Here is a 22,996-nt window from a genome sequence, read left to right as displayed (position 1 = left end):
GCGGCCCCGCCGGGGCCCCCGCGCGCCCTGGGGGGGGGGGGGCGGGCCGCCCCCCGCCCCCGGCCCCCCCCCCCCCCCCACCCCACGTCTCGAGGATCCGCTCCCGCCGATCCCGGTCAGGACCGCGGACAGGCGGATGTTGCCGGTAGCGGTCAGAACCGTTGACCGGGCGGCCGGTCCGTGAATCCGTGGTGCGGGAGCGACGTCCACGAGGAGACGACATGCGCGCGCACCGCCGGGGGATCTCCGTCCTTCTCGGAACCTGCCTGGTCGCCGCCGCCGGGTGGGCGGCCCCGCCCGCCGGCGCGGCGCGAACGGGCCCCAGGGCGGCGGCACAGCGGATCCTCATCGACGCGGCGTCGGGCGGGCACACGTTCGACGGCATCGGCGCGCTCAGCGCGGCGAGGAGAAGGGTGGCGTCGTCGGTGCTGGTGCTGGTGCTGGTGCGCACGTCCGCCAGGATCGTGTCGCAGCAGATGTCCAGGTCGGAGGCGGTTTCGGTGAGGGTCTTGCGCATCAGGGCGAGGCCGGTGTCCAGGTCAAAGGGCTTCAGGAAACCGCGCACCACCATCCCGTGATCCTCGCCATGCGCCGGCCTCCACGGCCGGGGTCCGAACCCGCCTCCCAGATCGGCCGTCGTGAACGCGGCTCAGTCTCACCTGATCGGCGCCATCGTCTGCGTGGCCGGTGGTTCGCGATCAGGCATGCCAGTGAATTCCGTTGAGAAACCCTCAATGCCTACCGGTCCGTTGTGCAGCCGATGGCCTACTCTGGCAAATCATCGACCTTGAGCTTGTCTCCCGTGTTGGCGATGAAGACGACCAGTAGCTTCGCCGGTTTCGTCCGGCTGATGTTTTCCGTGAGTAGGTGGTGGGCGCCCGGCGGCTCGACCCAGTTCTCACCTTGGTGGTATGTGCGCACTGGCTCGCCAGCGAGCTGGCTGCGCACAGTGCCCTCGAGCACGTAGGCGTAGACGAAAGCTGAGCCGTGCCGATGCGGTACCGCGCGCGCGTTGGGCGGGAAGTCCACGATCGCCGAGGTGAAGGTCTTGCCCTTGACATTCGGAAGCGCCTCTTGAAACAGAGGCGATAGCGTCTCGGGCGGTTGCTTCGAAACCGTGGCAGCGGCGGCTGGCGCCTTTCCAGTCGGACGCTCTGCTGCGGGGGCGCATGCGGTGGCCGCAGCCACCATGCCGACAGCCAGAAAGCCCCCGGCAAACCGTACTCCGCTCATGACGGCTCTCCTGCTCAGTCTTCCGTGACCCTGATGATCGTCTTGCCGGGGGTGCGCCGGTCGGGGGCGAACGCGGAGGGCGCTTCGGGGAGCGTCCGCACGGCCCCGACGATCGGCTTGAGGCGTCCGTCCCGGAGCCGCTGGGCGAGGTCCGCGAGCCGGGCGCGATCGGGTTCGACGACGAAGAAGACAGCCCGCCCGTCCCTGGGCTGGACCTTGGGCGGCGTGGCGATGGTCACGAGCGTGCCGCGGGCGCGCACCAGAGCGGCCGAGCGGTCGAGGATGTCGCCGCCGATCACGTCGAACACCACGTCGACCTCGCCGGCATCTTCCAGTTGATCGGCCTGCAGGTCTACGAACGCGTCCGCACCCAGGCCGAGGACGGCATCCCGGTCCTGACCACGACCTGTACCGATCACGCGGGCGCCCAGCTCGCGGGCGAGCTGCACCGCGATCGACCCGACGCCGCCCGCGGCGCCGTGAACCAGGACGGTCTGGCCGGTCTTGAGGTGGCCGTGGTCGAACAGGCCCTGCCAGGCGGTCAGCCCGGAGATGGGCACGGCGGCGGCCACGGTGTGGTCGATGCTGGCCGGAAGCGGGGCGAGGTTGCGGGCCTCCACTGCGGTGTACTCGGCCAGCGACCCGTCGCGGGTCCAGTCGGCCAGTCCGAATACCCGCTGGCCCAGGTCAGGCCGGTGGTGCCGTAGCCCAGCTCGACGACAACACCCGACAGCTCGTGTCCGGGCACGCTCGGGGTCCGGTCGCGGCCGGCGCGGTCGGTCCAGGTGCCCGGCCAGTCCAGTTCCCCCGGGGTGAACCCTGCCACGTGGACGCGCACGATCACGTCGTTCTCGGCGGCGTGGGGGCGGGGGATGTCAGACAGCGTGAGCCCGGCGGCACCGGCGGCACGGTCTCGTTGTTCTGACGCGCCCCTCCGGGACGCATGGTGCGCCATCGCCTCGGCGGCCACTGCACCCCCAATCGCCGCTGTCACACTGGCGCAGACGTGCCAGATCAGCTCGCGGGTGCGCTCGAGCTCACCGGGGTTACCAGCCAGGGCTGGCCTGATCAGATCGTGCCCGCCCGCCCGCTTTCCTGAAACCGCCCCGACCGATTGCTGCGCTGCCAAACGCCGACAGGGCCCGTGCGCCGCAGCAGCGAAGGCATGACCTGCGTGCCGCCACGAGCGAGATCCGCGAGGACTGGGATCTGAGCACCCTAGGGCTCCGCGAGGCCTGGGACGCCGGCGACCACTCGCCTTCCACGGCTGGGACCGGCGGTCCCCTCAGCCGGAGCCGGCCTCTTATCAGTCATAGGGCAGCGGCTGCTGCTGCCACCGCAGGCCCGCTGGTTGGCCGGGCCATGGGCCACCACGGCAAGGCTCTCGGTGCGGTGCCGGGTGGTTGCGGGTAACGCCGGGGGCTGGTCCTGGTTCGTGTCGCCAGGTGGCTCCGCGGGTACATCGTGGCTCGTGAGGACTGCTGCGTGTCAGGTGCTGGGGATGGAGCTGGCGATCGTCTAGGCACCACTGGCCGCCGTTCCGCTTATTCACCGAAGATCACCACCGTCTTGCTGGCCAGCTTCTTGACCAGGCGGTACGGGCGCCGGGAGAGAACCGTACGGCGCCTGTCCCGAGCGCCGGCCCCACACCGTCGCCGGCCGTAACTTCGGCTGCAGGCCACGTCGTAAGCAGGATGTCAGACCCAACCAGTGGAGGTGCCAGATGACCCAGCTCCCACCGCCCCCAGAGGGAATTGTGCTGGCCCACTTCATCGTCTCCGACGATGTCGAGCGCTCTCGGCGCTTCTACACCGAAGTACTCGGCGGCAGGGTGGTCTTCTCCGGAGACGTGACCTATGTCGCGCTATCCAACAGCTGGATCATCATCAACGTCGGCGGAGGGCCGACTGACGACAAGCCGGCGGTCACCCTGGAGACGCCACGCGACCCCGATCGGGTCAGCAGCTTCCTCAATATCCGGGTCAAAGACATCGAGGCCGTGTACGCCGAATGGAGCGCCCGGGGTGCTCAATTCCTGACGCCGCCGAAACAGCACCAGTACGAGAAGCGCTGCTACATCCGCGATCCCGATGGTCACCTGATCGAAGTGGGCCAAACCACCGACCCAGAGGGGGACTGGTCGCCCGCTCACTGGCCATCGACCACGCCCTCCCAGGAGTCCGGGTGAATGCCGAGATCACCGGCGAAATCCCTCACATCGACGGTGGCCAGTCCGCCGGACACCCAGATCCCTGCCCATCCGCGCAGCACCTCACCGCCGTTCCCCCGCCCTTAGCACGTCCTCAAGCAGCCCAGAGCACAGTCGCGGTCAGGACCGGCGGCGGACAGCGGCCCGCGCGCCGGAAGCACGGTCGGACAGTCGATCTTCGTCAGGGTGTGGGGTAGCGGGTCCAGAGGTCGCCGTGCAGGGTCCAAGTCTGGTCGTCGGTGTTGCTGCCCGTGATGAGGAGCACGATCTGATGGTGGGTCAGGTCGGTCGCGGCGTTGAGGGTGGCGCCGATCCAGGATCGGTTCCCGTCGGCGGGGGCGCCGAGCGTGGGGTAGGACTGCCAGTCGCGACCTGTCCAGGTCCAGACGTGGCCGTGGGTGTTGATGAGCAGCAACCGGTGTCCGCCCGGGCTCGCGGTGAGCACGCCGGGCGCGCGGTCCGGCAGGGTGAGCGGGTGGAGCTCGGGCCAGCGTCTTGCGGTGAACGCCCAGGTTCGTGCGTATCCGGGAGCGCTGGCCACGCCCATAGCCGGTCCTGGTGTGAATGGCTCCTGTCCGCTCCTTCGGGAACGGCCAGACCGGCGATGCCGAGCACGATGACCGGGTCCAGCCACCATGCTCCGAACGTGGCGTTGGCCAAGAGTCCGGCCAGCATCGCGGCGTGACGGTAGCTGAGCAGGTTAGTGACCGCTGCAGATCATGGTGAGGCCGGCGAAGCAACCGGCGTAGACCTGGTGATCGAGTGGGTTGGCGTTCTCGGACAGCGCGCCGTCGCCGATTCCAGGAGATGCGTTCTCCGGGATGATGTTCCGCGTCATCTCGAGATCAGCATCGGGTTCGCTGTCGGCGGCATGACAGTACGTTCCTCTGCTCGGAGCCTTCAGGGCCGCTCAGCGCGCGATGCGGCTACGTCCCGCCCCTGGAGCGGCGCCTACGAAACCACTGTCGACCTCACCGCGACCGAATCAAAATTCACCATCCCACCCAGACAGACCAACTCCGCCATCACAAGGACTGTGGCAGCAGCGGCGGCCGGCCACCCGCGTTCAGCCCCGATGACTACAAGCATCGCCGGGCCGTCGAATGCTGCATCAACCGGCTGAAACGCCACCGCGCAGTCGCCACCCGTTATGACTCGCTGTCCGCTACGAGGCCACTCTCCATATCGCCGTCATCAACGACTGGCTCCTGACCTCACTTTGAGACAGGCCCTAAGGGCGTCTGCCGGTGAATTTCGACTTCCGACCGTGCTTGTACTGACGGCGGCAGGTGTCCCAGTTTCATGCGCTCTGAATCTGGAGCGGGAGCACGTGGTCGAGCGTTCTCAGTCGTCGTCTTCGGCGAGGACAGGTGACGCTTCTGCGCGGAGGGGCAACATCAACGGGTCGGTCAAACCACCTGGTTCAGCGAGCTCTCCGGTCAAAACGCGCAACCAGTCGAGACTTGGCGTCGCCTCGCCGATGATCTCAAGGCTTCGACTGCTGGCAGTTGCGAGCTGCCCAAGCCGCTCTTCCAAGGGCTTCCTCGCTCGGACCTCATGGACGGTGTCTCTGGCACCCAAGACGAACCCGCCCACGAAGCCGACCACGGCGCCGTAGGCGGCATATTTTGCAATCGGCGGTTCCTCGGCGCTCGCGTCGTCATCCCCTCCCTCGGCTCCGTCGACGCTGTCTTTGATTGCCTCAGCGGCTGCCAGAGCAGCACCGCCGCCTGCGCCGGCAACTGTCCCAAGCCCGACCTTCGCGCCGATCTCCTTTCCTGCGTGCTTCCAAAGAGGCAAGAACTGCGCGCGAATGCCTTCGTCAAGCCGACCGAGTCGCTCCAGCACGTCCTCGATCTCGCCCCGGAACCTGTCAATGGTCCTGGTGACCTGCGCGGCCCGGGTTGCAGCGACGTCGGGCTTCTCCGCGTGGCAGTCGAAGGCGACCTGAGCGTAACCAAACTGAACGGTTGCCGAACCGAGCCTCCCTGCAAGGTGGAGATAGACCATGACCTTTTCTACGGCGTCCACACTCAGGACTTGCTCCGCCTGACGTACGGAACCTAGACTCTGGCCCTCCAAAATCTGCACCGCCGTCTCGAGGTGCCGCATGCACTTGCGCCTCGCATCACCCAGGGTGTCTCGAGTCACCGAAATATCACTTTCGGTGACACCGTCCTTACCATGGGCACGAAGCAGAGCCACCAGGTCCTCGACCTGCTCGACCGCATGTTCAACCGCACCTATCTGGTCGTCTTTTTGGTCTTTGGAGATCAGGTCCACTTGGCGCCCGATTGCCTTGATATTCTGGGTCATCTCGGCGGCTTGGGCCTGAGCCGCCACAGCAGCCAGCACCAAGGCTCCACCTGACATGACGGCAACTCCCGTGGCTGGACGGATCCGCATCAACCGGGCGACCTGGCCCTGGTCGCGGAAGTTCGCCTGAAGCCAACCCCCTTCTTCGCTGATTGCTTTGAAGCCGCGTTTGAACATCTCGCGGTCTTCCGGGTGGAGTTCAACCAGAGCACTGGTCAAGCGCTTGGTCTCGATGACGGCACGAGCCACCGGGTCCATCTTCTGCAGCAGAGACTGCATCTCGCTAATAGTGGTGTTGGCGAGCCTGCGCCCCCAACGTGCGTACGTCGCCTCGTCTTGAGTAGCGAATACGACTGCGCGGTCATCAGTGATCCGGATGACGATCTGGTCAGGCTCAATCCCGTCCAACTCGTCATTCGTACGCCCTTCAGACAGGGGCACCGCGGACGCATCCGGCGACGACGCTACCCCGTCATCGGAAGCACTTTCACCGACACCGGACGCACCTTCGCCTGTATTCGACATGCCATCGAGTCTAGAGTCGGCCCCCCGACACGCGAGGGTCTCCCAGCACAAATCCTGACGGATTACCCAGCCTCCAGACATGAAGGGTCGTCCGGATCTACAATCGAGTCCGCTCGTCCGCCCCTGCGGCGGGGCCTTGGCGCCCGTCCGCAAGGATCTTGGGTTGCATCTCTCGCGTGTCCGATAGGCGGCATGAGAGTGGCTTCGGGCCCGACGAACCCAGAGCGCGGGTCGCGACTACTACAGGCACGTTGAAGCAGGTTCGGCTGCGACGGTTCCGGCAACTTCGGCCCCCGTTCGCGGTCTGTGGGCCGATAGCCTGCGCGTGTGCAGAAGGCGGTGTCCGGAGCGATCACGATGGCTGACGCCGATGATGTCCGCCGGTTGGCGCTTGCGTTACCTCACGTGGTCGAGATCGACAGCGACGGTTTCGATTTCAGGGTCGGCGGCAAAGGGTTCGTCTGGTCCTACCCCGAGCGCAGACCGGGTGAAAGAAAGCCCATACATCGATCCTCTATGTCGGCGCATGACGAGGGCATGGCCGACGTCGAGCAAGTATGGGCTCGTATCCAGGCCCACGCCGACTGAGGGAAGGCAGTTCACGGGCGCGGGTCAGCCGTGCGAAGCAGTTCTAGGAGCCCTTCGACAGCTGCGTATTGCTCGTCGGCTAGCGGGTCTTCGGTGAAGTGCATCAGTTCGTTGCGAACATCGCGGACTTTGGTGAGCAGTTCGATGAACTGGTCGTGATCAAGTTTCCAGCCGAGCTTGGCCCAACGATCCGGATTCTGCAGCAAGTAGACGTAGTTTCCGAAGGTCAAGTCTGCAGCCCGCGTTACCTTTGCCTTCTGATGATTGGCAACGGCGTCTTTGAAGTCATCAACCATGAAGACTTCTTCAGCGGCACGACGCAGCCTGTTCTCTGCCTCCTCGATCAGGACGAAGGGCCGAGCCAGGGTGCCGAACTGACGGGTGAGATCGGACGCGGTGAGGATGCCCGTAACGCGGACCCGGTCAGCATCGCGGACGAAGATAAACCCTCGGTCGTAGATCACGCTGATCTGGTCAAGAAGGGGAGCGTCGTGGTCGACCACCAAAGCTGAAGCCGTCGCGCTCTCCAGCGAGGGGTCATCAGAGGCGATATGGGCTCGGCCGATTGATTCCCAACTGACCACGCCATGGTAAGTGCCGTCTTCGTCGATCACTGCGATCTGGGAAAACTGCCGCATCAGCATCAGTGTCTTGGCGTAGGTGAGATCTGCGGTCGATGGAACCGAGACCAGCCGCGCTGGAAGCCGTCCCAGCCGAAGTGTCATGGGATCCGGTTCGGACACGTCTTCGGTGTCCGAAATATCCACGTCAGTTTCCGCGTCTGCGCCGGGCTCGGTCCCGAGGCGGACCAGCGCGACCACGTCTCCCACAGAGCCTTCTGTGAATGGCGGCCGGGTGGTCATGCCTTGCGCGGCGAGATCCTTTTTGATGACCGAAATCACTGCGGCGGTGCGACGCTCCCAGCCCCAATGCTCCAGCAGGCTCCGAATCGTCAGGGTCCGGGGGTTCGCCGGATCCCGTGACGCCGCGTCTGCAAGCAGTTCTTCAGCACTTGTGGCCTTCTCCTCTCCGGCAATACCCGGGTCGCTTCTGTGTTCGGCAAGATGCGCAATGCGCCGTGCAGCGTCATTGCGGGTCAACCCGCAGACAGTGAGCCTTTTTCAGTATCGGTGGGTCTCGCGGGTCTGTAGGACGTGGATGGCTTTGGCGAGGAAGCCGGCGCGGTGGGGGCAGCAGCGGAGTTTGCGCAGGATGCGCCAGGTCTTGAGTTGGGCGTTGGCGCGTTCTCCGGGGCCTCGTAGCCGGGTGTGGGAGCGGTTGGCCATCTTCTGGGATTCCGGTTTGTTCCTGCCGCGGTAGGGCGTCCAGATTTGATCGCTGGCGCCGTGGTAGCCCTTGTCGGCCAGCACGATCCACCCGGCACGCTCCAGGGCGCGGACGATGCCCCAGATCCGGGCGGCTCTGGTGTCGTGCACGCTGCCGGGCAGGGCGCCGGAGACCCAGAGGATGTCGCCGTCCGGTGTGGCGATGACCTGGAGGTTCATGCCGTGGCGTTTGTGCTTGCCGGAGTAGAACGGCCGGTCGGCCGCCAGGCGGTCGATCGGGATGAGCGTGCGGTCCAGAATCACGAACGCGTGCCCGGACGTCTTGGCCGCCCGCAGGGCCTGGTCGAGTCGGGGTGCGCGGGCGGCGAGCAGGTCGACGGTCTCGTTGACGTAGCGCCAGGCGGTGGCGGTCGAGGTCGCGAATCCGGCGGCGAGACTGGCGAAGGTGTCGCCGTTGCGCAGGTAGACCAGGACGAGCAGGGCTTGCTGGGTGGGGTTGAGCACCCGGCCTTTGGAACCGATCTTGGCCCGGTGCCGGCGGATCAGGCCGGCGGTGTAGTTCAGACTCTGACGCGACAACGGCAGCGCAGCACGGTAGAACAGCAACAGGAGCCCCTGGTGTGGGCGGGTGACTTTGGCGAGAAACCCACCTACCAGGGGCTTCGCCACGCCCGAGGGGTGTACGGCGAACTCGTGATCAAGCTGCGACCGACAGCGGCTCAGACACGTGCTGAAAAAGGCTCAGTCATCGTGCGGATGCCTGGACAAATCTCACCCCACAGTCGAGTCAGAGAGTTACCAGATTTCTACCGCACATCTAGACCATACGCATGCCTATTAGAGAAGTTCCACCCTGGTTTGTTCACGTCCGAACCCTTGTCGCCAGAAGCTGCGACGCCCTCTCCGGGAGTGTTGCTCTTATGCGCTCGGTGATAGTTGAGTTCGTTCCGCATCTAGGACGTCGCTCTGTGCCTATCCCTCGAAACGGCTCAGGAAGTCTCGCGCAAGTTCTTCCCAGCCGGTTACGGGCACGCCGCCGTCGATCATCCTGGCAGCAAAGTCGGGGTCGTCTGGTGTCCAGTCGGGTTGCCGCGTGGAGATCCGGAACGTGGCACCGTCCTGCTCCCAATACAGCACCATGACCCGCTTGTCCGCGTCGGCTCGCGTCATTGCCCATACGCCATCCAAGCCTTTGGTCAGGTCTGTGTTGACCTGCGGGAACCTGGTCTGGTATGCCCAAGACCGCCATGCTCCCTCGAACGCGAGGTCGACCCTGAGCTTGTCAAATGGCAGGGAATCATGACCACACATGAGGAGACCGAGCGCCATCCCTTCTGAGACGGCGTTGCGCTGGCGCGCTGGTGTGAGTGCCATTGGAACAAGGTAGCCCTCGGGTGAAGGTCCGGTACCCGATCGGTGCGGTTCCGGCCCAGATCAAGGTGCCCCCTCACCGCCAGGAGCGGGCACTTACTCAGGATCGCTGCCGGCCGTGCGGTCGGCGGCATGAGCGGATGTTCGATGGTGCGGATCCGTTCCGGCGCCGTGCGATGAGAGTACGAAGCCAGAGGCTGCATCATCCCGCGAATGTCCGAGGTGGCCACATGGCCGCATACGACCAGCGGAGGTCCGTCGGCTGTTTCGACCCCGGCGAGAGCATCACGCCGTCGCGAGCATGGTGATCGTAACGAGGATGAGCAGGCCAAGGTAGGACCGGGCGTACAGATGGTCGGGGATACGCGGGGGACGGCGGCGCAGTGCGACGATGACCGGGATCGCGCCGGTGAGCAGGCAGGCGGCCGCGATCGGGTCGATGAGACCGATGAGGTGGGCGCCCCGCACCGGGCCGGCGGGCAGGGAGACGAGGGCGGCCGGTACCGCGATGACGAGGGTGAGCGGGTTGGCGAGCGCGGTGGCCGCATGCATGGAGTGCCCGGCGCGGCGGAGCATCGGGACGGTCATGACGCTGCCGCCCACCCCTAGGAACGCCGCGACCGCGCCGATCGGCGCGCCCAGGGTGGCGGAAATCGGCCGCGGGCCGCGCGGCACGGCCTCGCCCGGTGCGCGTGGGCGGAGGAATCCGGGGCGTACCAGCAGGTCTGCGATTGTCAGCACGAGATACCCGATGAAGGCCCACCGGGTCAGGCAGGATGGCACGAACCGCGTCAGCAGCGCGCCGGCCGCCCCGCCGATCGCGAGCAGCACGAGCAGGACGCCGCGGCCGCGCAGCGCCGCCAAGAGGTGCCGGCGGGTGGCGGCCGTGGCGAATCCCGCGTTCACCACCATCACGAGGGCCGACGTCGCCGTGGCCACCCGCATCGCGCCGGACCCCAGGGCGGTGTCCGACCACACCACCACCGGCACCGTGACGAATCCGCCCCCGAAGCCGAACAGCACGGTCGTCACCCCGGTCATCAGCCCGATTCCGATCAGTACGGCGAGTTCCACGGGCTCAAGTCCATCAGGCCAGGCCAGGCACACACATTCGAAGGTCGGCGTGGTTCCTTCGCGTCTCGGCCACTAGCCTGGCCGGGTGAAGAACGTGCCGCTGGCCGAGGTCGACCACGTCCCTCGCGCGGTCCTCCCGATCGGCACCGACTACCCGCCCGGGCACGTGCTCGACTGGCACGAGCACCGCCGCGCGCAGTTCCTGTACGGGGCCACCGGCGTCATGATCGTCGAAACCGGCGACGGCACCTGGACCGTCCCCACCGACCGCGCCGTCCTCATCCCGCCCGCCACCCGCCACCGCGTCCGGATGCTCGACGTCAGCACCCGGAGCCTCTACATCGAGCCCGGCGCCGTCCCATGGTGGCCCGCCGTCTGCACGGTCGCGGACGTCACCCCGCTGCTCCGCGAGCTCCTCCTCGCCGCCGTCGCGTTCCCCGCCGAGTACGACCTGGCCGGCAGGGAGGGCGGCATCGCCACCCTGCTCCTCCACGAGATCGCCGCGCTCGCCCCTCTCCCCCTGCACGTCGCCCTTCCCGCCCCCGCCGACCTCGCCGCCCTCTGCCGCGCCTACCTCGCCGCTCCCGACGCCGGGGTGACCAACACCGAATGGGCCGCCCACCTGTCCACCAGCGAACGCGCCTTCACCCGCCGTTTCCGCCGCGAAACCGGCCTCAGCCCCGCCGTCTGGCGTACCCGCGCCCGCCTCCTCGCCGCGGTCCCTCTCCTGCGCACCGCCACCGTCACCGAGGTCGCCGCCCGCCTCGGCTATGCCTCACCAGCCGCGTTCACCACCGCCTTCACCCGCACCTTCGGCCAGCCGCCATCCCGCTTCACCCGAGCGTAGTGCGCACTTGGCGGCATGACAGTGCACGGTGCCACCCCCTTCAACGCGGCGGGATGAGGAACCGCAGGCCGGGCCGCCCCCTCTCGTGGGCGAGAGGACTCAGCGGGCGGGAACCGGTTCGGGCGAGGGACTCCACTCCCGCCTGATCAGCCCGTACACCCACGAGTCCGACACCTCGCCGTTCACGATGCAGTCCTCCCGCAACGTCCCCTCCCGCAGGAACCCGAGCTTCTCCAGGACGCGAGCGGACGCCGCGTTGCGTGTGTCGGCCTCGGCCTGGACTCGGTTCAGGTCCAGCGTGTCGAATGCCCACCGCAGCAAAGCGCGCGCGGCCTCCGTCGCGTAGCCGCGGCCCCACGCCGCGTCGTGAAGGCAGTAGCCCAGCGCCGCGCTGCGGTGGTCCGGGTTCCACCGGGTCAGGCCGCACCAGCCGAGGAACACCCCGTCGGAGGCACGGTCGATGGCCAGTCGCGCCCCAGTGCCCTCGTCCGCCATCTGTCGGCACGCCGCGATGAAGCGCTCGGCGCGCGCACGCTCGCCCCAGGGCGGCACGTCCCAGTAGCGCAGCACGTGTGCGCTGCTGTGCAGGGCGAAGAGGTCGTCCGCGTCCGCGTCGTCGAAGGGACGCAGTCTAAGGCGAGTGGTGTGCAGCGTCGGGGTGGGCAGCGGCATAGGCGTCATTTTCCCTCCGGTGATTGGTGGCCGATCAACCTGACATCCAGTGCCGACCACTCGCAATGGGTTTTCTCGGCGGGCAGGCGGAACGACGTGCTCGCTCATCGGCATGAGAGGAAGTTCTGCCCCCAGGCCAGTTGCCATGTAGGCAGGCAGCCCCCGCGAACCGGACGTCGATCTGCGTCTCGGCCAGGGAATCAATCGGGCCGACCCCGACGCAATGAGACTCAGCCGTGATCGCTGAGAACGGACACCGTTGCTCATGATCGCCGGATTTTGCTCATCCACTGCTCATGATCGTACGGAAATGCTCACTCATCCGCGGATCCTGCGGCGTCTACGCAGCTCATAGCCGACGCGTCCGCGAATCCCGTAGACCTCCACGTACGTGTGCGGGTCCGTGTCGATCACGATGAAGTCGGGAAAGACCGCATCGCCGTCGTAGCGCAACGGTTTGACGAAGGACCGGCCGGCCGCCGCGAGATGACCGGCCATCGCCAGCTCGAATGAGGAGTCCCCTGGGATATAGCTGGCCGTAGTGAGCATGAAAGTTGCATCGACGACGTTCAAGCGCCCTGTGGCGGCGCGCTCGACGAGGAACAATCCCACCCTGCGTGCGCCGGCACCGGCGGCTTCGGCGAACGCTGCCCGGTAGGAACGTTTGAGCCGGTCGGCCAGGCGGGTCGAGGCGAACAGGCGAGACCGCAGGTGACGGATGGAGAGCCGCATCCCGTAGAGGGACGGTTCCATCTGTTTGAGCTCACCGAGAATCAGTCCCCGCCGTTCCGTCCTCGGCCGCCGAGCCGACCGTAGAAGGCCTGGAAGGCGGCAGCGTTGCGGGCGGCCTGCTCGGGCCGGTAGGGCGGAACGATGTAGAGCACGTTCGGCAGGTCTACGCCGTTGATGCTGCACTGGGCGGCGTACTCACTCAACCGCGCATGGCAGGTGTGCCAGGTCGGGCGCCAGGTCACAAGCTCCGCCTGCTCCCACAGGTAGTGCAGCAGTCCTAGCAAACCGACCGTCCGGCGACGGTTGCCGGCAAAGGCTTCGGTGGACGTGCCGTCGTGGGGGGCATCGCGACGCACCAGCAGGGGGGTATCGAGCCGTATCGCGACGCCGTCTTCGTTTTCTGCGATCGCCTGGTCGCTGTAGCCGCTGCGGCCGAAGAATCCCGGGTCGGTCTTGTGGAAATCGCAGTCGGTGGCGTGGCGTTCTCCTTCGCCGGGCCAGCACGCCAGGTGATACCGGCCGGCGCGCGCTCGGATGACGAGTCTCAGGGGCGGCGCCGTGCACAAGCATTCGCCGTAGCCGACCTCGGCACGCGCGCGAGCGAACAGCTTGGCGAACCGCTCCGGGAAGTGTCGAAGCGTGGCGAGCGATACGGTCTCATCGCCAAGCCGGACACGACCGGCAGGGTCGCCGGGGGAGGGCCCGCTGTCGCCGTTGCCGGTGTGGGGAAGGCGACCACGCACGAGCCCATGATGACGTGATTTCAACGATGCCGGTGTGATTTTCCGGTCTGGCCACACGGCCCCGGGCGATCAGTGACCTCGCCGGCGTCGCTCACCCGGGCACGTCGCTGGCGTCGATGCGGTCGGCCGAACGACGTCGCGGTCGGCTTGGCCTCCCCGTGATGATTTCCGGCTCATGTTCGGCTGATGTGTCCCTGTCCATAATGACCGGCGTTCTGCAGCCGTCCGTCCGAGGAGTGTCCGTGCCGATCTCGCAAGGCTCCGCGCATCCGGAGCAGCGCCGGCGGTCTGACCGTGAGGGGCAGGAGGAAGCGGGGGCGCGCACGCGAAATGCTGCGAATCCGGGGCGCCGCCGGACCTCCATCTTCCTGATCATCGCGCTGCTCCTGGCGGTATTCGATGTGCTGTCCATGCTCGCTCAGGCCGGACGGTACGGCGAATATGAATTCGATGTCGCTCGCGGCGTTGGGGCGTGCTCATTCCCTCTGCTTTTGGCCATGGTCGTTGTCGCGTTGGTTATCGTCGGCAGTCACCGGGCGGGAGCTCGGGGGCTGATCGCCAAAGGATGGGCGATTTTCGCGATGGTCTGCGCTGGCCTGGCCGTGACCGGTAGCGCGATCCAGATCGTGGCGCTGATCGGCACCAGCGGATCGTAGGCGGCCACGGCGGCAGATCACGCCTGACCCGTGTTCACTCCTGCCCCCACCCCGCACCTGGTCGAGCACCGGACTCGACGCCCGACAGCGGTGATCACCAGCACCCGTCCCGGGCAGCCACCCACGCAGCCACCTTTGAGTTTGAGGCGACGATGACGATAAACATCCAGGACCATTTCAAAGAACTTCGCGTACTGATCGCCGATGTTCTGGAGATCGCACCGGAGGATCTCACGGATACCGGTTCGTTCGCCGACGATTACGACGCGAGCTCCTTGGATGCCGTTGAAATGATGGCGCAGGCGGAAAAGAAGTTCGACATCGTGATCGACCAGGCCGAGTTGCCGAACATGGTCAACCTGCGCGCCACCTACGCGGTCATCGCGAAGATCGCGGGCTGGCAGGACTGATATGCCACGGCGGGTGGTGATCAGCGGGCTGGGCCCGGTCGCCAGCATCGGTGTCGGCGCCGCGGCGTTCGGCGCGGCGCTGGGCGCGGGACGCTCGCGCATCACGCCGAACCGGGACCTGCACGACGAAGGGTTCCCGGTCTATCACGCCGGGACACTGCGGGCCTTCGACCCGGCGTCGATCCTGGAGCGGCTGCTGGCCGGAGAATGGGGCGACAACGACCGCCTGGCCGCCGCGGCCGCGCGGCTCGCGGTGAAAGACGCCGGGCTTGACGAGGAGTCCTTGCGCTGCGCGAAGGCCGGCGCTGTGGTCGGGACGACCCACGCGGAGACCGACACGCTGGAGCGGTGGAGCCTGCAGGCGATCCTGCGGGGCGGTCTGGAGCGGGCCGACGCGCGGCTGCTGGACCGGATGCTGGGCGGGAATCTGGCGCTGGCGGTGGCCCGTGAGCTCGGCCTGGCCGGTGCGGCGATGGTGATCCCGACCGTGTGCGCGGCCGGCGCTTATGCGATCGGGTACGCCGCCGACCTCGTGCGCCACGGCGACGCCGACGTCGTCATCGCCGGTGGCGCCGATGTGATGGTGCGGGTGGGTCACGCGGGCTTCACCCGTCTGGGGGCGCTGGCCGACCGGTGCGCGCCGTTCGAGGAGCCTCCTCACGGCTGCTCATCGACTACCCCGAGCCCCAGCGCCGCCAGATCCTCGACTACCTGTTCAAGCCGGGATACGGAGCGGCCCTGCAGATCCTGAAGGTCGAGATCGGCGGGGACACCAACTCGACCGACGGGGCCGAGCCGAGTCACATGCGCGACCCCGCCGACCTGAACTGCGACCGTGGCTACGAGTGGTGGCTCATGGAACAGGCCAAGGCCCGCAACCCGGGCATCCGGCTGTCCGCCCTGCAGTGGGGCGCGCCCGCCTGGACCGGCAGCGGGGAGGCGCGGCCCACCGTCTGGACCGACCGCGACATCGACTACCTGCTGTCCTGGCTCGGCTGCGCCCGCCGGCACGGCCTGCGCGTCGACTATCTCGGCGGGTGGAACGAGGCGTGGTTCGACACCTCCTGGTACCAGCGGCTGCACGCCGCGCTGGCCGAGCACGGGTACGGCGACGTCAAGGTGGTCGCGGACGACAGCTTCAACTGGGACGTGATCGAACCGCTCACCCGGGACGCGGGATTCCGGTCCGCCGTGGACGTCGTCGGCCAGCACTACGTCTGCGGGTACCTCAGCGACTACCTGCGCTGCCCCAGCCCGCAGGCGGCCCGCGACCTCGGCAAGCCGCTGCAGGCCAGCGAGCAGGGGTCGCTGCCGTACGACTCCGGCGCGGCGCCGCTCGCCCGCGCCCTGAACCGGCCGTACATCGACGGCGCGATGACCTCGACGATCAACTGGTCGCTGATCGCCTCCTGGTACGACACGATGCCCTTCCAGGCGGCCGGGCTGATGGGCGCGAACGAGCCGTGGTCCGGAGCGTACGTCGCCGGGGCCAGTGTCTGGGCGGTCGCGCACACGACGCAGTTCACCCGGCCGGGGTGGCGCTACGTCGACTCCGCGTCGGGCTATCTGGAGGGCGGCGGCAGCCACGTCGCGCTGCGGTCGCCCGACTCCCGTGACTACAGCGCCGTCCTGGAGACGATCGACGCGACCGCGCCCCAGGACGTCGTGATCGAGGTGGGAGACGGGTTGCCGACGGGGCCGCTGCGCGTCTGGACGTCGGACCTGTCGTCGTCCGACCCGCGGCGCTGGTTCACCCCCGCCGGGAGCGTACGGCCGGGCGAGACGCTGACCCTCGAACCGGGCCGGGTCTACACCCTGACGACGACGAGGGGCCAGGGCAAGGGCCACGCGGTCTCCCCACCGCCCCGCCCCCTGCGGCTGCCCTATCGCGACGGCTTCGACTCGTACGCGGTCGGGGCGACGCCGCGGTACCTGTCCGACCTGGACGGGGCGTTCGAGGTGGCGCCGTGCACGGGACGGCCGGGCCGGTGCCTGCGGCAGGCGATCGGCGCCCAGCCCGTCTGGTGGAACGGCTGGCTGAAGCGGCCGGTGACGGTCATCGGGGATCTGAAGTCCTGGCGGGACTACACCGCACAGGTCGACGTACGACTCGACGAGGACGGCTGGACCGAGCTCCTCGGCCGCGTCGACGGTCAGTGGGGCGACGCCGTCTCCGGGGTCCACCTGCGGCTGTCGAGCGACGGGCGGTGGCAGTTGTACGACGAGAACCTGCAGGGGCAGGACTCGGCCCTGTGCGCGCCCAGCGATCCGTCCTGCGCCGGAGTGACGGCGCCGAGGGCGCGTCCGGTGCGGCGCCGTACCCTCGCGGCCGGCCGCGTCGGCGCCCCCGCCGAGGACCGGCACCGGCTCGGCCTCCGGTTCGCCGGCGACCACATCACCGCCCTGCTCGACGGCAGGCCGATCGCCGAGGTGGACAGCCCGGTGCACGCCTCGGGGCAGGTCGGTCTCGCCGTCTCCCCCTGGCGGCACGCGGAGTTCGACGACCTGGCGGTCACGCCGGTCCGGCGGCCGGGGAACGTGCGCTACCTGCCCGCGCAGTCGCTCAGCGCGACCGGCACGAGCTTCCACCACGGGTACGAGCCGCGCACGGCCGTGGACGGCAGCGCGCAGTCGATGTGGCACAGCGAGTGGTCCCCGCGTACGTCACTGCCGCAGTCGATCACGGTGGACACCGGCCGACCGCGTCCGCTGGCGAAGGTGACCTACCAGCCGCGCGAGGACGGCAACGGCAACGGCGTCATCACTCGGTACGAGCTCGCCACGAGCCTCGACGGCGTCACCTTCACCCCGGTCGCGAGCGGCTCATGGCCGTCGGACACGGCGCGCAAGGAGATCGACCTGCCGGGCGGGCCGGCGCGGTACGTCCGGCTCACCGCGCTGGAGGCCGGTGGCGGGTACGCGTCCGCCGCCGAGATCCAGGTCGCGGTCCGGACCGGGTAACCCTCGGCCGGCGCCGTCGCGGTCCGGACCGGGGAGGCCTCAACCGGCGCCGTCGCCCTCCTCCTTCGGCTTGCGGATGTAGGTCCCCTTGGCCGGAAGGGTGATGACCAGCTGACGCTCCCGCAGGTCGCGGATGGCGCGCCGGGCGGTGCCGAGCGCCACGCCGTACTCCGCCGCCAGGTCACGCTCCCCCGGGAGCCGGGTGGCAGGCCGCAGCTCACCTCGCTTGATACGCCCCGCGATGTGGTCGGAGACCAGCTTGTAGCGGTATTCCGGGTCAGATCCGTCGAAAACCGGCTTCTCATCGCTCACGTCGATCACGCTAGAGCAGCCCCCAGCACCGCAAATGCGCAGGTAGCGGCATACCGCTATACACCGCGCTAGGTAGCTGATACGTTACTCTCGGAGAGGACGGGCGCTCTCCTACGGGCCGGTTTCTTCGGTGGGTTCGCGGGCCGTGGATCGAGCGTCCGGGGGGCGGTGGCGCGCGGGGAGCTCACGGTCGCGCCACCGCCCAGGGGGATGGGAGACGGGGATCGATGAGCGACGACGGCACCGACCGGGCCCGCCGGATCCAGGCGGCGCTGGACGACTTCTACGCCACCCTGGCCGGCGTCCCGGTCGTCGGCGTCGCGCACTGGTCCGAGCTCGAGCAGCTCACCGAGCTGATCCGGCGCCACCCCGACGCGGCCCGCCGGATCATCGACGACCTGCCCTGCGACCGCTGACGCCGCCCGGCATCCCGCCCGAGGCCCCGGCCGCCCGCGGCACGTGTCGGCTGGAGCCTGAAGGCCCGCGAGGTGAAGATCCTCCTCGCGGCGCCGGGCCTGGACGGGACGGCGCCATGGCCGCCGGCCGGATCCGTCGCCGGAGCGGAGGCGGGGAGCGCCGTGCCCGAACCCCTCCTCACCTGCGTGAGAATTCTCGTATGACCGAATCACGGGAGGCGGCCCCGTTCTCCGGCCGGACCACATGGGCGTGGAATCTCAAGACCCCGCTGCGGGAGTTCCTCCGGACCGAGACGGGCAGCGCGATGGTGCTGCTGGCCGCCACGCTCGTCGCGCTGCTCTGGGCGAACATCGACCCGTCGTCGTACGACCGCCTCTGGCACGCGGCGCTGTCCGTCCGCGTCGGCGGCTCGGGACTGTCGCTGGACCTGCGGACCTGGGTGAACAGCGGCCTGATGACGTTCTTCTTCTTCGTCGTCGGACTAGAGGCGCGCCGGGAGTTCGACATGGGCGAGTTGCGTGACCGTCGGCGGCTGGTGCTGCCGCTGGTCGCGGGCGTCGGCGGCATGATCGTCCCGATCGCCGTCTACCTGGGGGCGAACGGCGGCGGTCCGGCGGCGCACGGCTGGGGTGTCGCGATGTCGACCGACACGGCGTTCGCGCTCGGGATGCTCAGCCTGGCCGCGGCGAAGCTGCCCGCGCGCATGCACGCCTTCCTGCTCACGGTCACGGTCGTCGACGATCTCGTCGCGCTGGCGGTCATCGGCGTGTTCTACAGCGAGGCCGTCAAGTTCTCCGCGCTCCTGGCGGCAATCGTGATCTTTGCCGTGATCCTCCTCGTCCGCGCGACGGGCGTGCGCCGTGGACTCGTCTACCTGCTGCTGGGGGCGGCGGCGTGGGTGGCGATGCTCAAGTCCGGGGTCGAGCCCGTCGTCGTGGGCCTGGCGATGGGGCTGATCACGTACGCGTCGCCGGCCGCCCGGACGGACCTCGAGCGCGCGAGCGATCTGTTCCGGTCGTTCCGCGAGCAGCCCACGGCCGAGCTGGCGCGGACCGCGAGCACCGGGCTGGCCTCGGCCATCTCTCCGAACGAGCGCCTGCAGCTGATCTTCCACCCGTGGACGAGTTATCTGATCGTCCCGTTGTTCGCCCTGGCCAACGCGGGGATCACGATCAGCGGCGGCCTGCTGTCCCGCGCGTTCACCTCCCCCATCACCCTCGGCATCCTGATCGCCTACGTGATCGGCAAGCCGGTGGGCATCACCGGCTCCACGTGGCTGCTCACCCGACTGACCCGCGGCCGGGTCCGGCCGCCCGTCGGCTGGGCCTCGGTGCTCGGCGGCGGGACGATCGCGGGCATCGGCTTCACCGTCTCCCTGCTGATCGCGACGCTCGCGTTCAGCGGCACCAGTCTGGAGGAGGCGAAACTCGGCATTCTCGCCTCCGCGCTGGTCGCGTCGATCCTGACGTGGGTGCTGTTCCGCGTGACCGAGATGCTCCCGACGCGGCTCCGGCTGCGGGCCCTGATGGGCACGGCCGAGGGCATCGTCGACCTCGCGGTCCCGGTCGACCCCGACCGCGACCACATCCGCGGCCCCGTGAAGGACGCGCTGGTGACGGTGGTCGAGTACGGCGACTTCGAGTGCCCGTTCTGCGGCCAGGCCGAGCCGGTCGTCCGTCAGTTGCTGGCCGGGTACGGCGATGTCCGCTACGTCTGGCGGCATCTCCCGCTGCACGACGTGCATCCCAACGCGCAGTTCGCCGCCGAGGCGAGCGAGGCCGCGGCCGCGCAGGGCGCGTTCTGGGAGATGCACGACACCCTGATGGACCACCAGGGCGACCTGCGGATCGGTGACCTCATCCGCTACGCCGAGGAACTGGGGCTGGACGTGCCCCGTTTCCGCCGGGACCTGCGCGAGCAGGCCGGCACCGCCCGGGTCGCCGAGGACGTGGAGTCGGCCGATCTCAGCGGCGTCTCCGGCACGCCGACCTTCTTCATCAACGGCCGCCGTCACCACGGCGCGTACGACATCGAGACGCTCACCGCGGCGGTGCGGGCGGCGAAGGCCCGGGCGATGATCAGCGCCTGACCCGGACGGGACCGGCATGTGTGCCTGTGAGTCGTAGTTGGCGGCTGTGAACGGTAATTGGCGGGGGACGTTGATCTCGATTCGGAATCACCTGGTTCGGGGTACCGCCCACAGTGCGGCTGGCAGCATGGGTGCACCGGATCGCCTGGAGGCCGTCATGCCCCGCCCGAAGTTCCGGATCGCCTGCTGTCTGTGCGGCAAGCCGATCCCGCAGTCCTCCGACGTGTACGCCCTGGACGCTGAGTGGCAGCGCAGATTCCCGGCGATGGACGGGACCCTGGTCTGCGGAAACTGCGCGCTGCGCGACAACCACTTCGACTGCCTCGGGCCAGCCGGAGGTTTCGTGGCCGACCACGTTCTTGCTGTGGACGACGCCGGGGCGGCCAAGCCCAACGACGTTGATTCCTGGAGCCACGTCGGGCCGGCCGGGACACGTCTTCATGGTCACCGAGTACCCGTGGTCGGGACTGCTGCAGGGGGCCGAGGAGTACCTGCGCTACATAGCTCAGCGTTCGGGCATCGACCACCAGGTGGCACGGCGGATCCGAGCCGCACTCGCCGAACCATGTCGGCCCAGACCGTGACGCACTGGCCGGCCATCGCAGCCCCTGCCCGGAGGAGTCCCGCGGATCGTTCTCAGCGCCGCTGGGCCTGGATGCCGGACTTGGCGGCGGCGAGCTCCTCGGCGCAGCCCTGGGGGTCGGCGACCCGTCCGCCGAGACCGTTCTGGCATCGGACGGTCACCTTAATGTTGTCGACCCTGAAATCCTTTTGTCCCTCTGCAAGCTTCGGGCTGGCGCCCACCGCCTTCTGCGCCGCGCGAGACGAGTCGTACCGGCCGACGGTAATCACTACCGGGGGCGAGAATCGCGGGACCGCTGTCGCTCCAGACGCAGCTGTAGCCGTCCTTCCAGCCGACCTTCTTGGAGAGGGCGTTCTTCTCTAGGTCCTCGCGGGTGAAGGCGGACGAGGTTCCCGCAAGGTCTCTGGCCTTCTCGTTCACCTCGACGCAGACGTTGGACGGGGTGGAGGCGAACGCGGGGTGGTCGAAGATCCCGAAGACGCGGTCACGGACGCCGCCGGGGTTCAGGACCAGGAGCCAGAGACCGATCCCTATCGTGGGCCCAACGATCTTGCCGACCCATGTGGACAGGACCTTCATCGCTCCGGCGTTCTTCCCGGGCACGCTGGTGGTGTTGGTGGCCGTGGTAGCGCCGGTGTCCGGGACCGTGGCCGGGCCCTGGTCCCGGGCGGGGACCTTCGGTAGCGGCGTGTGGCCGTCGGCGATCGCTTTGAGGTCCTTTTCGGCGGTGGCGGTGTCGCAGCGGTCGGTGATGTCGCGCTGGAGGAGCCCTTCGATCACCGGCGCCAGCGGACCCGACTTCTCGAACTCGGGTATGTGCCCGCTGAACAGCTGGCCGATCAGGTGCTGCATGCTGTCCGCCGGGTACGCCCGCTTGCCTTCCGCCGCGTAGTAGAGGGTGGCGCCCAGCGACCACAGGTCGGACTCGGGTCTGTTGATGCCCTGGTCGTAGCGTTCCGGTGCGACGTACCCGGCGGATCCGATGACCACTCCCGAGGCCGTCAGCGTGCTGGTAGCGTCGGCGACCGCGGCGATCCCGAAGTCGGTGAGGACGGTACGGCCGTCCTCGGTGATCAGCACGTTCGCGGGCTTGACGTCCCGGTGCATGATGCCGCCCGGTGCGCGGTGGCGAGCGCGCCCAGCAGCGCCACGCCGATCCGGGCGACCTGCTCGACCGGCAGCCCCTGCCCGGCCGCCGCGTCCTGCAGCGATTGTCCCCGGATGAGTTCCATGACCATCCAGATGTCGCCGCCGGGCTCCTCGACGACGTCGTGGACGCCGATGATCGCGGGATGCTCCAGGCCGGCCGTCGCGCGGGCCTCCCGCAGGAACCGGCTCCGCATCGCCGCCACGTCGGTAGCCGGAGTCCCCGTCGGGATGATCAGCCGCTTGACGGCGACGTGCCGGTGCAGGCGCTCGTCCCGGGCTTTCCAGACCACGCCCATGCCGCCTTGGCCGAGTTCCTCGACGAGCGGTAACGCCCGCATGACAACCTCACCCACAAGACTCCAAAAGAACAGCTACGTTCATACCAGCGCCCCGCACACCGGGCACGGTTTCCACGCGATCAACCGAGCCCGAAACCGCTGCCGGGCTCTGCAACCAGCGGGGGCCCTTTGACGAACATGCGATCAGCCGAACATGCGATCAGCCGCAGACCAACGCCCCGAGGGACAGTTGGGGAGAGCGCCCCCGCTCTGCGCGTGGGACGGTGGCTGCTGTTCGTCGCGGTGGATGCAGATCAGGCACCATCCGGCCCGTGACCAGCCGACGTCTATCGCATGCGGCGGGATGCCCCGACCGATCATGTGGTCGCGGATGTGCGTGCGGGCCTCGGCCGGGCTCCCCACGCGGCGGGACGGGACGCCCCAGGGGCGGTCGTTGTGGGCTTCGAGGTCTTCTTCGGGCTCGTGTGGGACCGGCACGTACAGGGCGCGCAGTTGCTCCAGGCGGAGTCGCCGGCGCTGGTCAT

The 22,996-nt window shown here is 68.4% G+C and carries 27 protein-coding genes; 11 read left to right on the top strand and 16 right to left on the bottom strand.

The features are described from left to right. The first annotated feature begins 221 nt into the window (after window positions 1-221). Complete coding sequence (locus AB0K82_RS00380; protein WP_364390928.1) at window positions 222-578, top strand: hypothetical protein; 357 nt, start codon at window positions 222-224, stop codon at window positions 576-578. Window positions 579-765: 187 nt separating this feature from the next. Here the strand turns inward: AB0K82_RS00380 and AB0K82_RS00375 are convergent, their stop codons facing one another. The 3 genes from AB0K82_RS00375 to AB0K82_RS00365 are packed head-to-tail and all read right to left on the bottom strand — an operon-like array spanning window position 766 to window position 2,188. Continuing rightward, entirely contained in the window at window positions 766-1,233 is a 468-nt protein-coding gene (locus AB0K82_RS00375; RefSeq protein ID WP_364390926.1) for a cupin domain-containing protein, read from the bottom strand. 14 nt (window positions 1,234-1,247) lie between these two features. Next, complete coding sequence (locus AB0K82_RS00370; RefSeq protein WP_364390924.1) at window positions 1,248-1,853, bottom strand: NADP-dependent oxidoreductase; 606 nt, start codon at window positions 1,851-1,853, stop codon at window positions 1,248-1,250. After that, window positions 1,775-2,188 (bottom strand): alcohol dehydrogenase catalytic domain-containing protein, encoded by a 414-nt coding sequence (locus AB0K82_RS00365; RefSeq protein ID WP_364391494.1) that lies wholly within the window; start codon window positions 2,186-2,188, stop codon window positions 1,775-1,777. The genes AB0K82_RS00370 and AB0K82_RS00365 overlap by 79 nt, the downstream gene beginning before the upstream one ends. Window positions 2,189-2,956: 768 nt before the next feature. Between AB0K82_RS00365 and AB0K82_RS00360 the strand changes: the two genes are divergently transcribed. Then, window positions 2,957-3,421, top strand: a complete 465-nt coding sequence (locus AB0K82_RS00360; RefSeq protein ID WP_364390922.1) for a VOC family protein — start codon at window positions 2,957-2,959, stop codon at window positions 3,419-3,421. 202 nt (window positions 3,422-3,623) lie between these two features. Here the strand turns inward: AB0K82_RS00360 and AB0K82_RS00355 are convergent, their stop codons facing one another. The 3 genes from AB0K82_RS00355 to AB0K82_RS00345 form a co-directional block, all read right to left on the bottom strand. Beyond that, window positions 3,624-3,989, bottom strand: a complete 366-nt coding sequence (locus AB0K82_RS00355; protein ID WP_364390920.1) for a hypothetical protein — start codon at window positions 3,987-3,989, stop codon at window positions 3,624-3,626. Window positions 3,990-4,142: 153 nt separating this feature from the next. Further along, window positions 4,143-4,280 (bottom strand): hypothetical protein, encoded by a 138-nt coding sequence (locus AB0K82_RS00350; protein WP_364390918.1) that lies wholly within the window; start codon window positions 4,278-4,280, stop codon window positions 4,143-4,145. Between the two features lie 506 nt (window positions 4,281-4,786). Beyond that, window positions 4,787-6,283 (bottom strand): hypothetical protein, encoded by a 1,497-nt coding sequence (locus AB0K82_RS00345; RefSeq protein ID WP_364390916.1) that lies wholly within the window; start codon window positions 6,281-6,283, stop codon window positions 4,787-4,789. Between the two features lie 327 nt (window positions 6,284-6,610). On the opposite strand from AB0K82_RS00345, the gene AB0K82_RS00340 reads away from it, so the two are divergent. Continuing rightward, window positions 6,611-6,871: a hypothetical protein gene (locus AB0K82_RS00340; RefSeq protein ID WP_364390914.1), complete on the top strand. Its 261-nt coding sequence runs from the start codon at window positions 6,611-6,613 to the stop codon at window positions 6,869-6,871. Between the two features lie 11 nt (window positions 6,872-6,882). Here the strand turns inward: AB0K82_RS00340 and AB0K82_RS00335 are convergent, their stop codons facing one another. The 4 genes from AB0K82_RS00335 to AB0K82_RS00320 form a co-directional block, all read right to left on the bottom strand. Further along, a complete protein-coding gene (locus tag AB0K82_RS00335; protein ID WP_364390911.1) occupies window positions 6,883-7,971 on the bottom strand; it encodes a CBS domain-containing protein in 1,089 nt (362 codons plus the stop codon). A gap of 21 nt (window positions 7,972-7,992) precedes the next feature. Further along, window positions 7,993-8,763 (bottom strand): transposase family protein, encoded by a 771-nt coding sequence (locus tag AB0K82_RS00330; protein ID WP_364390909.1) that lies wholly within the window; start codon window positions 8,761-8,763, stop codon window positions 7,993-7,995. A gap of 366 nt (window positions 8,764-9,129) precedes the next feature. Continuing rightward, window positions 9,130-9,531: a hypothetical protein gene (locus AB0K82_RS00325; RefSeq protein WP_364390907.1), complete on the bottom strand. Its 402-nt coding sequence runs from the start codon at window positions 9,529-9,531 to the stop codon at window positions 9,130-9,132. A gap of 282 nt (window positions 9,532-9,813) precedes the next feature. Beyond that, window positions 9,814-10,602 carry a sulfite exporter TauE/SafE family protein gene (locus AB0K82_RS00320; protein ID WP_364390905.1) on the bottom strand — a complete coding sequence of 263 codons (789 nt, stop codon included), beginning with the start codon at window positions 10,600-10,602 and terminating at the stop codon, window positions 9,814-9,816. Between the two features lie 85 nt (window positions 10,603-10,687). On the opposite strand from AB0K82_RS00320, the gene AB0K82_RS00315 reads away from it, so the two are divergent. Then, a complete protein-coding gene (locus tag AB0K82_RS00315) occupies window positions 10,688-11,449 on the top strand; it encodes a helix-turn-helix transcriptional regulator (protein ID WP_364390902.1) in 762 nt (253 codons plus the stop codon). Between the two features lie 99 nt (window positions 11,450-11,548). On the opposite strand, the gene AB0K82_RS00310 is transcribed toward AB0K82_RS00315, so the two are convergent. From AB0K82_RS00310 to AB0K82_RS00300, 3 genes are all read right to left on the bottom strand, one after another. Continuing rightward, window positions 11,549-12,121, bottom strand: a complete 573-nt coding sequence (locus tag AB0K82_RS00310) for a GNAT family protein (protein ID WP_364390899.1) — start codon at window positions 12,119-12,121, stop codon at window positions 11,549-11,551. Window positions 12,122-12,439: 318 nt separating this feature from the next. Continuing rightward, window positions 12,440-12,874, bottom strand: a complete 435-nt coding sequence (locus AB0K82_RS00305; protein ID WP_364390896.1) for a DUF1173 family protein — start codon at window positions 12,872-12,874, stop codon at window positions 12,440-12,442. 20 nt (window positions 12,875-12,894) lie between these two features. Then, window positions 12,895-13,596 (bottom strand): DUF1173 family protein, encoded by a 702-nt coding sequence (locus tag AB0K82_RS00300; RefSeq protein ID WP_364390894.1) that lies wholly within the window; start codon window positions 13,594-13,596, stop codon window positions 12,895-12,897. A gap of 242 nt (window positions 13,597-13,838) precedes the next feature. Between AB0K82_RS00300 and AB0K82_RS00295 the strand changes: the two genes are divergently transcribed. From AB0K82_RS00295 to AB0K82_RS00280, 4 genes are all read left to right on the top strand, one after another. Beyond that, window positions 13,839-14,252 (top strand): hypothetical protein, encoded by a 414-nt coding sequence (locus AB0K82_RS00295; protein WP_364390892.1) that lies wholly within the window; start codon window positions 13,839-13,841, stop codon window positions 14,250-14,252. Between the two features lie 152 nt (window positions 14,253-14,404). Further along, window positions 14,405-14,662, top strand: a complete 258-nt coding sequence (locus tag AB0K82_RS00290; RefSeq protein ID WP_364390890.1) for a phosphopantetheine-binding protein — start codon at window positions 14,405-14,407, stop codon at window positions 14,660-14,662. 1 nt (window position 14,663) lies between these two features. Next, window positions 14,664-15,413, top strand: a complete 750-nt coding sequence (locus AB0K82_RS00285) for a beta-ketoacyl synthase N-terminal-like domain-containing protein (protein ID WP_364390888.1) — start codon at window positions 14,664-14,666, stop codon at window positions 15,411-15,413. After that, on the top strand, window positions 15,296-17,623 hold the full coding sequence (locus AB0K82_RS00280) for a discoidin domain-containing protein (protein ID WP_364390885.1): 2,328 nt from the start codon (window positions 15,296-15,298) through the stop codon (window positions 17,621-17,623). The genes AB0K82_RS00285 and AB0K82_RS00280 overlap by 118 nt, the downstream gene beginning before the upstream one ends. 39 nt (window positions 17,624-17,662) lie before the next feature. Here the strand turns inward: AB0K82_RS00280 and AB0K82_RS00275 are convergent, their stop codons facing one another. Beyond that, entirely contained in the window at window positions 17,663-17,935 is a 273-nt protein-coding gene (locus AB0K82_RS00275) for a winged helix-turn-helix domain-containing protein (protein ID WP_364390883.1), read from the bottom strand. A gap of 227 nt (window positions 17,936-18,162) precedes the next feature. On the opposite strand from AB0K82_RS00275, the gene AB0K82_RS00270 reads away from it, so the two are divergent. The 3 genes from AB0K82_RS00270 (at window position 18,163) to AB0K82_RS00260 (ending at window position 21,025) form a co-directional block, all read left to right on the top strand. After that, window positions 18,163-18,351, top strand: a complete 189-nt coding sequence (locus AB0K82_RS00270) for a hypothetical protein (protein ID WP_364390881.1) — start codon at window positions 18,163-18,165, stop codon at window positions 18,349-18,351. A gap of 200 nt (window positions 18,352-18,551) precedes the next feature. Further along, a complete protein-coding gene (gene nhaA, locus AB0K82_RS00265) occupies window positions 18,552-20,441 on the top strand; it encodes a Na+/H+ antiporter NhaA (RefSeq protein ID WP_364390879.1) in 1,890 nt (629 codons plus the stop codon). 440 nt (window positions 20,442-20,881) lie between these two features. Further along, window positions 20,882-21,025, top strand: coding sequence for a hypothetical protein (locus tag AB0K82_RS00260; protein ID WP_364390876.1), 144 nt, complete (start codon window positions 20,882-20,884; stop codon window positions 21,023-21,025). A 161-nt stretch (window positions 21,026-21,186) separates the two neighbouring features. Here the strand turns inward: AB0K82_RS00260 and AB0K82_RS00255 are convergent, their stop codons facing one another. Both AB0K82_RS00255 and AB0K82_RS00250 read right to left on the bottom strand, forming a co-directional pair. Beyond that, window positions 21,187-22,131 (bottom strand): protein kinase, encoded by a 945-nt coding sequence (locus tag AB0K82_RS00255; protein WP_364390875.1) that lies wholly within the window; start codon window positions 22,129-22,131, stop codon window positions 21,187-21,189. Continuing rightward, entirely contained in the window at window positions 22,098-22,511 is a 414-nt protein-coding gene (locus AB0K82_RS00250; protein WP_364390872.1) for a protein kinase, read from the bottom strand. The genes AB0K82_RS00255 and AB0K82_RS00250 overlap by 34 nt, the downstream gene beginning before the upstream one ends. Window positions 22,512-22,996: the final 485 nt, after the last annotated feature.

Source organism: Actinoallomurus sp. NPDC052274 (assembly GCF_040679475.1).
In the GTDB taxonomy this organism is placed as follows: domain Bacteria; phylum Actinomycetota; class Actinomycetes; order Streptosporangiales; family Streptosporangiaceae; genus Actinoallomurus; species Actinoallomurus liliacearum.
The sequence above is the reverse complement of the archived record's forward strand: the minus strand, read 5'-3'. Positions and strand labels throughout refer to the sequence as shown.